9 protein-coding genes and 1 pseudogene are annotated in these 9,196 nt (G+C 38.2%); 1 reads left to right on the top strand and 9 read right to left on the bottom strand.

Features of this window, described 5'->3' with window-relative positions; translation table 11 throughout:
- Positions 1-453: 453 nt before the first annotated feature.
- From mrpJ to mrpA, 9 genes are all read right to left on the bottom strand, one after another.
- Entirely contained in the window at positions 454-777 is a 324-nt protein-coding gene (gene mrpJ / locus AACU98_RS17290) for a transcriptional regulator MrpJ (RefSeq protein ID WP_004244917.1), read from the bottom strand.
- 21 nt (positions 778-798) lie between these two features.
- Positions 799-1,626, bottom strand: coding sequence for an MR/P fimbria adhesin subunit MrpH (gene mrpH, locus AACU98_RS17285; RefSeq protein WP_004244918.1), 828 nt, complete (start codon positions 1,624-1,626; stop codon positions 799-801).
- Between the two features lie 21 nt (positions 1,627-1,647).
- A complete protein-coding gene (locus AACU98_RS17280) occupies positions 1,648-2,196 on the bottom strand; it encodes a fimbrial protein (protein WP_004244920.1) in 549 nt (182 codons plus the stop codon).
- Between the two features lie 10 nt (positions 2,197-2,206).
- Positions 2,207-2,692 (bottom strand): fimbrial protein, encoded by a 486-nt coding sequence (locus AACU98_RS17275; protein ID WP_004244922.1) that lies wholly within the window; start codon positions 2,690-2,692, stop codon positions 2,207-2,209.
- 12 nt (positions 2,693-2,704) lie between these two features.
- A complete protein-coding gene (locus AACU98_RS17270; RefSeq protein WP_004244923.1) occupies positions 2,705-3,250 on the bottom strand; it encodes a fimbrial protein in 546 nt (181 codons plus the stop codon).
- Between the two features lie 13 nt (positions 3,251-3,263).
- The gene (gene mrpD, locus AACU98_RS17265; RefSeq protein WP_004244924.1) at positions 3,264-4,022 is read right to left on the bottom strand and encodes an MR/P fimbria assembly chaperone MrpD; all 759 of its coding nucleotides are present in this window, start codon (positions 4,020-4,022) and stop codon (positions 3,264-3,266) included.
- Between the two features lie 55 nt (positions 4,023-4,077).
- The gene (gene mrpC / locus AACU98_RS17260) at positions 4,078-6,693 is read right to left on the bottom strand and encodes an MR/P fimbria usher protein MrpC (RefSeq protein ID WP_004247328.1); all 2,616 of its coding nucleotides are present in this window, start codon (positions 6,691-6,693) and stop codon (positions 4,078-4,080) included.
- Between the two features lie 22 nt (positions 6,694-6,715).
- Positions 6,716-7,264, bottom strand: coding sequence for an MR/P fimbria assembly terminator MrpB (mrpB, locus tag AACU98_RS17255; protein WP_139149873.1), 549 nt, complete (start codon positions 7,262-7,264; stop codon positions 6,716-6,718).
- A gap of 97 nt (positions 7,265-7,361) precedes the next feature.
- A complete protein-coding gene (mrpA, locus tag AACU98_RS17250; RefSeq protein WP_004247325.1) occupies positions 7,362-7,889 on the bottom strand; it encodes an MR/P fimbria major subunit MrpA in 528 nt (175 codons plus the stop codon).
- Positions 7,890-8,567: 678 nt separating this feature from the next.
- On the opposite strand from mrpA, the pseudogene mrpI reads away from it, so the two are divergent.
- A pseudogene (mrpI, locus tag AACU98_RS17245) lies at positions 8,568-9,134 on the top strand (phase variation DNA invertase MrpI).
- The last annotated feature ends 62 nt before the right edge of the window (positions 9,135-9,196 follow it).

Raw genomic sequence — 9,196 nt, 5'->3', positions numbered from 1 at the left:
AATTATAGATAACAAACATTAAAATCAATTTATAATATCTAAAATTAAAAAATGCGCGCAAGTTAACACTTTTTAACATTTTAAAGTCTATTTATTAACCTTTACAGAACTAAAAACTCCTTAAAAAGTACATAAAAAGCTTCGAATACTCTAATAAACCTGATAATAACGGCTGAAATTACTATTTATAGTCACATCATTACAAGAATTAACTAAGAGATGTTAAAAAAGAAGTCTATTTGTGACTAAGCGGTATGATAATAAAATAGGAGAAAAGCCTAATAATAGCGTAGTAAATAATAGAAAAATAATAAATGGGTGTATTAGAAGAGATAAAATAAGTCAGCTTTCAACATAAAAAAACGGCAAGGTTGCCCTTGCCCTACCAATAAGGTAATCAATCAAAGAAATGTAATATCTAGCAAAACATCAATATGTCATATCGACTTAATATCAATAATGAAAAGCATCAGGTGTTGCTTGAGCAATAACATAATTGCGCTTATCTATTCCTTTATTATTTAATGAAGGCTTTTTTACGTAACAATCCTCAAAAAACCAATAAATGGGTGTATTCAAATAGAGAGCTAACAGCACTAAATGTCTGAGATCTATTTTGTTCATACCTCGTTCATAGCGAGAAAATTGTTGCTGGCTGACACCAATTTTTTTAGCCAGTTGCATACCGGTATAACCCAGCTCTTTACGTTTTTTTTGGATCTTTTTACCTACAGAAGCATTTACATCTATATTCGCAAAATCAAAATTCATCATCATAATATTCACCCATTATCATGATTAAGGCATGGTTAAAATAATTGAACCGGAACCGGAGAAACGACCAGGAGCTACCCGTCCATTCGTGCGTAGCGTTGAACTCACAGAGACTGGCGCTGAACCGCCTGCTGGGACATTTACCGTAACGCCTTTTTCACCAGGATAATTGTTTAGATATAAATCAGCATATAAACTCTTATCTGCACGCAGAGGTACCCGCCCACTATCAGAGCCAGATGCGATAACCAACACTTTCATTGCTAAATTACAGGTTACATTGATTGTTTCAGAGCGCTTAGCACCACTTAAACTAGCTTCATCAATATCACCATAGTTAAGGTTCACCGCACCTTCAGATATTTTACAAGCACCCACTGGTGGTGGTGCGATACCGCATAGTGAACCTGGTAAGAGTTTTCCTCGAGGTGATATACCACTTGAATTCGGTTGATAAAATAATCCCACACACTCTTGATTAGAGTTTAATGAAGGCCCTCTGTGGGTGGTTTGCCCTTCAATAGGGAATGATCTATTTTTAAGTACTACATCACGAACTTCAGCTAAAGTACGTAGTTTTTCAATTCGAGCAATCTGAAATGCAGGATTTCCCCCAGTACCATTTACTGTATGTTTATGGTTCACTGTGACATAACACACAGGCCAACCATAACAAGGATTTAATATTCCTGAGGTTTCTGGATCCCAACGCTCAATAACATAAGTGTAAGTGGCGTTAGAAGGTGTCCCTGTTGATTCTGTTATATAAGAAAAAATAGAGGCCATCGCAGGTGCTGAGAAAAGCCCCGCTATTAAGATAAATATCGCCGGAAATCGTTTAAATATAAACATGTAAAACCTCAATCTTCATTATCAGTCATAATTCAAATAGAAGGTGGCTATTGCACTAAAAGGACCACGTTTAATCGACTTATTCGCAATCGCATCCGGCTCACCTTGAATAAAGGCATAAAAATTCAAAATAGTGTCACCCGCAGTTAATGACATCTTGTCTGTTTCTTTATTTATAGGTAGAGCATTACCATTTTCAGACTCTAATCCCACCGCAATACCAGAAGCTTGGCTGCCCGGACTTATTGCCAAAAATCCTTCTCCTGCCATTGCTTGATTTTCCTCTCCTTTAAAGGTTATTTTGACGCTTTTACCGATTGAGAGATCGCATTCTGACAGACGTAATTGAAATAACTTGCTTGGCGTTCTTTTATAGGCATAAAGGTTTTTATCAGGAATATTGCCAAAATCGAGTACCACGGTTTCATCACCCGGTTTTATGGTACAAGGCTCATCAACTAATATGCCGTGAAAATAGAGGTTGTCCGGTATTGCAAAAGCCGCTGAAGTTAACCCTATTGATACAGATAGACCCAATATGAACCGGATCGATAATGTTTTTATTTTCATCAAAACGCTCCTATTGGTATTCTGCTAATAAGGTGGCTGAGACTTCAAATGCCCCTTCAGGCAATGTACTTCCCGGTCTTTTTACTGGAACAGCTTGAATAACCGGAGGCGAATCTGGTGAAATCGCAATACGCTCATTTAGCTTAAAAGGCTTACCATCTTGAGTTAAATGAATACCTAAATCGGGAATATTGGTTTGCAACGCCGCCTCATCAAACTGGGTTTTAGGTCCGATAATTGATAATCCCAAATCCCAACCTTTTAAATTAGCGTCGCATACCAAGGTATAATTCACCGATTCGGTATAGTTAATACCATCAACTTTATTAATACCGACGTTCTTACCAAAAAAAACCTCAATTCGTTCGTCATTGCTGATAACACAAGGAGGTGGCACTAATAATGTTCCGAATAATTTTAAATTAGGCGAGTCGGCCGCCATTACTGCTGTAGAATTTAGTAATATAATCAGACAAATAGATTGCAATTTATTCATCGTGTTGCCCCTTTACTGATAATCTACATGAAGTGTGGCATTGGCAACAAAATCTCCACCAACTAGTGTTTCTCTATTATCACGCACAGGGATCGCTTCTAGTTTAGGCAAATTGGGATAGGTAAATTTAACCGCTGAGCCTAATCCTAATAATTTACCTTGATAAAGAATGCGTACCCCTAATCCCGTAATATTAGTTTGTAGGGCATTACTATCGAACCCTGTTGCATTACCTGTTATATAGACTTTCATGGCGTTAGTCGGTCTTTTTTGGCAAGTCGCGGTATATTCGATAGGTTGCTTATAATTGCTATCATTAATACGCGTACTCATTACTTCGCCAAAATTCACCTCGATCATCTTGCCGTCATTGATTAAGCAAGGAGGTGGAGCGATGACGTTTCCAGTAATATTGATATAAACAATCCCGGGGGTCGCTCTTATTACTGCTCCTGCAGGTAAGTTAGCAACAGCAGTAGAACTCAGGCCTCCAGTAAATGTTGCCAGAATAAAAACCAACACTGCCTTGCTTGGGCTAAACCACTGTTCCATAACCATAAATCAGACCTATTTAGTTTCCAGCTGCCGTTTCTGTTACTTTGCATTGATTGCCACTACAGGTGAATTTCATCTGAGGGCGACCGCCATAATCATTGATGTAGCTCAATACCGGTGAAGCACCAAACATGGAAGCACTCAGATTTATCGTGCCGCTACTTTTAGGTGCGATCATTAATGGTTCAAAGCCATCCAAGCTTTTTCCTTTCAAACTGGTTAATCCATCGACTAATGTCACATAGTAAGGCGTTGGATTATTCACTTCGAAGCGATCACCTTTTTTAGTTAAAGTGATCTGCTCTTGCCAAGGATTGGTTAAATCCGTTTGCGAGGCATAGATTGATGCAGGACGATAAAATAATTTGATCCGCGTTTGTAATGCAATTTGCAGTACATTAGGCTTATTACTACGTGGTGGAATTTCACGTAGGTTAAAATAGAAAACACTTTCTCTATCTTGTGGTAATTTGGCTATATCAGGTAATGATTGCACCTTAATCTGACTTTTATCACCCGGTTCAATACGTTGGATCGGGGGTAAAACAATCAGTGGGCTTTCAATACGTTCGCCGTTTTCATTTTCCATCCAGCCTTGAGCAAGATAAGGCAAGTCCTTATTTTGATTGCTGACATTTAAACTAATCGATTTTTCGGCACCATTAAAAATGACACGAGTTCGATCTAGCGCAATGGCAGCAACAGCTTGATGAGTAAATGCCATTCCCATTAACAAAGTGGTTGCAACAATGCATGAGCGTTTTAATAACATCATCTTTAATTACTCTTTGTCTGAAGTTGTTTTTATCTTTATTTCCTGTTCCTTAACCTTAACGAGATAGAAACTTCGTTTTAGGTAAGGAGACTTCTCTTTGATTGAAAGTAGAGGTTGCTGTGCCATCATCACTACAGGTCAATAACAGTGATGAAATTTGCACATTCTCCACCAATGTTGGAATAAGTACTTTGCACTGCTCTTTACCACTCCAACGAACACTCAATACATCCCCGGTATTAATACCAGTTAGATAAACATTTCCACCATCATTAATGATGCCTAACTCACGCCCTTTTTCTGTTGTGACACTGGCGCCAAATGGTGGGAAGGTTCCATCTTTTAACCGAATAACCGCCATGGCTTTTTGCCCTTCGATAACATCAAATCGACGGTAACCAATCGCCCCTTCGGTTAGGGTTAATTGCTGAATTGAGCGTAATGCTTCGACATTCTCAGGTAATCGATTAAGATCGATACTCGCGCTACTACGGTAGTAATCATTAATATCTGGCAATACCGCTTTACCAAACATATTGGTATGGGAAATCGCACCAAAATTCTTCACGGGAATATTAGCGATGCCGTCTGTATCAATAAGTAAGCGAGTACTACCTGTACGACTAACGCGGTGTAATGCTCCACCTTTCGGCGTAAGTGTGGCACCACCTTGTAGCGATAAAGTGGCAGAGGTATATTCACCATTGATATGACTTGCACTGGCGGTGACTAAGGCCGCATCAGCATAATGCATAAAATAAGCATCGGCTGAAGGTTTACCATTGCTACTTACCCCAGCGCCAACACGATAACTGCTATTGTCATCAATTCGATCGTAATAGCTGACATTATGAGAGTTACCGCTCTTATTAATGACAGTGTTGTAACTGATGGTCGCACGATCACCCCAAGGCATACTGACATTCATATAAACGCCATTATCATTGGTGCCATTAAATTTATTACGGAAAGCGGAGAGACTAAAATTGATATTTTTAAAACGACCAATATCCGCGCTTTTCGCTAACGATAAGTTGTAATTATCATTAGTTGGCTTATTCCAATATGTTTGGTGACTATAGTTTAAGTAAGTACTCAATCCCCAGTCAGGAAATTGCTTACTAAACATAATGGTATAAAGTTCTTTGTTATTATCAGCATTACCATCGCGATAGCGACGCTCTAAATACTGATCCATGGTCATAAAGTCGCGTTCTGAGAAGCGATAACCAGCAAAGGTGACTTGGCTATTAATAGCTTCAAAACGTTTTGAATAACTTAATCGATAAGAGCCACCGTTATAACGCTTATCATCACGAGGAATTTTTGCCCAAGAGTGAGTAGCATCAAAAGAGAGAGCACCAAAAGCCATTAAGTCACGGCCGATACCCGCAGACAAGGCGTTATAATCACCCGCAACAATTGATCCCCCATAAAGTGACCAACCGTTACTCACCCCCCATGAAAATTCCCCCATACCAAAAACGGGGCCTTCGGTATTATGGTCAATATTAGAAGGTTTACCTGCCGAGAATTTATATTGCACTCGTCCTGGTCGAGTTAAATAAGGAATACTTGCCGTATCCATTTGAAACTCTTGTACAGAGCCATCTTGCTCTTCGACACGTACATCTAATTTGCCACTAACCGCATCATTAATATCTTGAATACGAAATGGTCCTGGAGCAACTTGCGTCTCGTAGATCACTCGACCCTGTTGGCTAATTGTCACTTTGGCATTGGTTTTTGCTACACCTGTGACTTCTGGCGCATATCCACGTAAATTAGGTGGCAACATATTGTCGTCAGTTGCGAGATGAACCCCGGTAAAACGGAAACTATCAAAAATATCGGAGCGCGAGTAAGTCTCTCCCATGACAAAGCGCGCTTCCCATTGAGGGATAGCTCTATAGAGATAGTATTGATTCCATTTCCAGCTGTTTTCTGTACTTTGAGGGATCCCTGTCGTATGTTGGTAGCTCGCTTGCCAATCAGCGCGAAAACGCCAAGCACCTAAGTTCGCCCCTAACGTACCTAACCCAGTCACTTGCTGACGTTGTTTTCCTTTAGCAGGATCAGTCACATTTGCATTGACGTTATAATCAAAAAGTATCCCTGAAATACCGTCATCCCAACGAGAAGGCGGATCCCAGTTTGGTGCTGAATACTCCAAATAAGCTTGAGGTATCGTTAATAATAAATTACCACTACCTAAACTGGCATTTATTGTCATTCCGGGAATAGATGATGTATCAAGGCAAGTTTGATTATCGTTAAAACGAATTTTATCAAGCCACTCTGGTTTTAGTCCTAATTGACGAACTAATTCAGGAGGTAAGCAAGGTTCACTTCCTTTGGGATCATCTGCAGGTACAACATAATTAATGTTGTAGATATCGGGAAGTTCATTATTATTTATACGAACAACAAATTCGTAGCGCCCTGGCATAATATAGCCAGCTCGAGAGAAATCAGATAAATCGATATTTTGTTTATCTTTAAGATCTAAAATATCAGCATTAAACTCAATATCGCTATTCGCTAAAGCTGAATTTGAAAGACTGGATGCCCCAGTAACAATTAAATAGATCAATATAGCAACAGGCCGAATAGCATGCTTTTTTCTCTTTTCTCGCTTCTCTAAACAAACGGTTTTGAATGATCTAACCATAAATTATCCAACCCTGATCCATTTAATAGTATTCCAGCTTAAAGCGCAGCGTCGTACGGTAATTCCCCGCTTTTGGCGTATCGTTGTTTTTGACTATTCGAGCTTGGTACAGCAATGCCATTGACTGCGAATCAATGCCAACGGGCGGTAGGGGTTGTCCTGGAATAGCTTGTCGACCATAACGATCCGCTATCGCTAATGAAGCACCTTTGGCCTCACCGGATAACTCAAAGTTGCCATTTCCATTAGAAGGACCATCGAACGTTGCGATAAAACGTGGATTATCCGCTTCTTGCCCTTTCTGGCTAATTAGCGTACAGTCCGTTAATCTGATAGAAAAATATTCAATCGGTCCTTGACCTTCAGTGACTAACGTTGGGATAGATACCGTCGTTAGCGGGATCACTTGATCACTACTTCCCGCTGATATTGCACATGACGGCTCTAATATGGTTCCTTGTAGATTGAGCCACCCAAATCGCTGATGCATGTTTTTATCTTGTTTTACATCACTGGCTATCGTTGACGCAGTCACTAAACTGGCAACAAGGCATAGCAATAGTGGTGCCATCTTGCGATTCATATTTTTCTCCGTTAGTAAGAAAAATCATTAAAAGTAAAGACAGGAATTAAAGCTCTGTACTTCCTTGTACAGAACTTATTTTTTCTTACTGATAAGTCAGTGCGAAAGTTGCGATTGCAGTAAAGTCACCTGGAACAGCAGCTTCAGATGCAGAACCTTGTAAATAAGCAGCAAAGTTCAGATCATTGTTACCATCACGCAGGTTTTGAGCAGCACTTGGGGTGCCTAATTTGATTTGTTTACCACCCGCATCGGTGATAACAACAGCTGCATTTTTAGCGATACCTTCAATGCCTAAAGAACCTTCTAAAACTTCAGTTGCTTCAGAGCCAGTGAAAGTTGTTTGAACAGTTTTGTAAGTCTCTGTAGTACAATTTTCTAAAGAGATTTTAAAGTCACGAGAATTACTACGGCCACCATCTTTTAATGCAGCAGTAGAAATTTGACCTAGTGGAACTGTTTGATTTTCAGTATCAGGAGTAATTGAGCAAGGAGCATCAATGATTGAACCAACAAATTTAACAGTACCATGACCTTGATCTGCAGCTAAAGCAGAACCCGCAACAACAGATAAACCTAAACCAAGAACTAAAGCTAATTTATTTAATTTCATCTTTTTGTTTCCTGAAATATAAAGGATGAAGACATCTAAAATAATTAATTCATTTAGGATTGGATTATTCCTAATTGAATGGCTCATTTATTGAGCTCGGGAATTTTGGTATATTTAAGTCCACTTCAAACGCCACGAAATATCGTTAGAAACGAAACAAAATACACCAAATTGTTTACTATTATTCTCCGGCTTCTAACTTAAGTCAAATATATTATTGGGTATATATTCTTAATTATTTAACATATTGATATTAAACAATTTTTTAAAAAATCAAAATAATTTATTACTTTGTGCAAAACACTGAAATAAATTTTTTTACTTTTTTAACAAACTATAGTATTTGCACTTAGAATTATATCATCTTTTTCCTAAATTTTAAGATGAAAAAATCTAAATAGTCATACTTGCAAGATGAAAATCTTTAACTAAACAATTTGGTGTATTTTGATTGTTTCTCTAAATAGGTGTAAATATCACCTGCTATTCTCCTTTCTCTTACCTATCAATGGTTTTCGTTTTCTAAAAATTGGCAAACTTTCAATAAACTTGTTTAAAATTAACGAGTAAAAAAGAAAGTATAAAAAAAACACAACCCTTTATTGATGCATATTACTTGCTATAGTGATGCTGCAACTGACTTTTGTTGTTTATTATCTAATTGAAAAGGTTACGAAAATGAAGCAACGTAAATTTCTTACACGTTTTGAAGTGAATGCTATTTTAAAGTAAGCTAAGGAAGGTAGGTATCCCGAAAGAGATTACTGTATGTTTTTAATGTGTTTTTTACATGGTTTTCGTGTTAGCGAACTATGTAATTTAACATTAAGCGATATTGATCTAGAAAGTAGAATACTCTATGTCAGGCGTTTAAAAGGTGGGCTTTCAACAACACAACCTATTATTGATGAGGAATATGAAGCCTTATGCAACTGGTTGAAAAGTAGAGAAAACTGGAGAGAATCAGATTCTGAATGGGTATTTTTATCACAAAAAACGGGCCCCATTTCCCGTCAACAAGTTTATGGGTTATTACGCCGTTTAGGTAAAAAAGCCAATGTTTCTATTAGTCCACACCCTCATATGTTACGCCACGCCTGTGGCTACGCACTGGCGGATTTAGGCAGAGATACACGTTTAATTCAAGACTATTTAGGCCATCGCAATATTTCCCATACGGTTATTTATACAGCAAGTAACTCAAAACGATTTATCAATATGTGGGAAACGCGAAACTCACAATAGTTCTTTATTAATAGATTACTTAAAAAGTTAATATCAATAATTGAGTACGTTTTATTTTACAA

The sequence above is a fragment of the Proteus sp. G4380 genome, assembly GCF_963885725.1.
GTDB classification, from domain to species: Bacteria; Pseudomonadota; Gammaproteobacteria; order Enterobacterales; family Enterobacteriaceae; genus Proteus; species Proteus mirabilis.
Note: the sequence above shows the minus strand (reverse complement) of the source record. Positions and strands in the feature narration are given on the sequence as shown.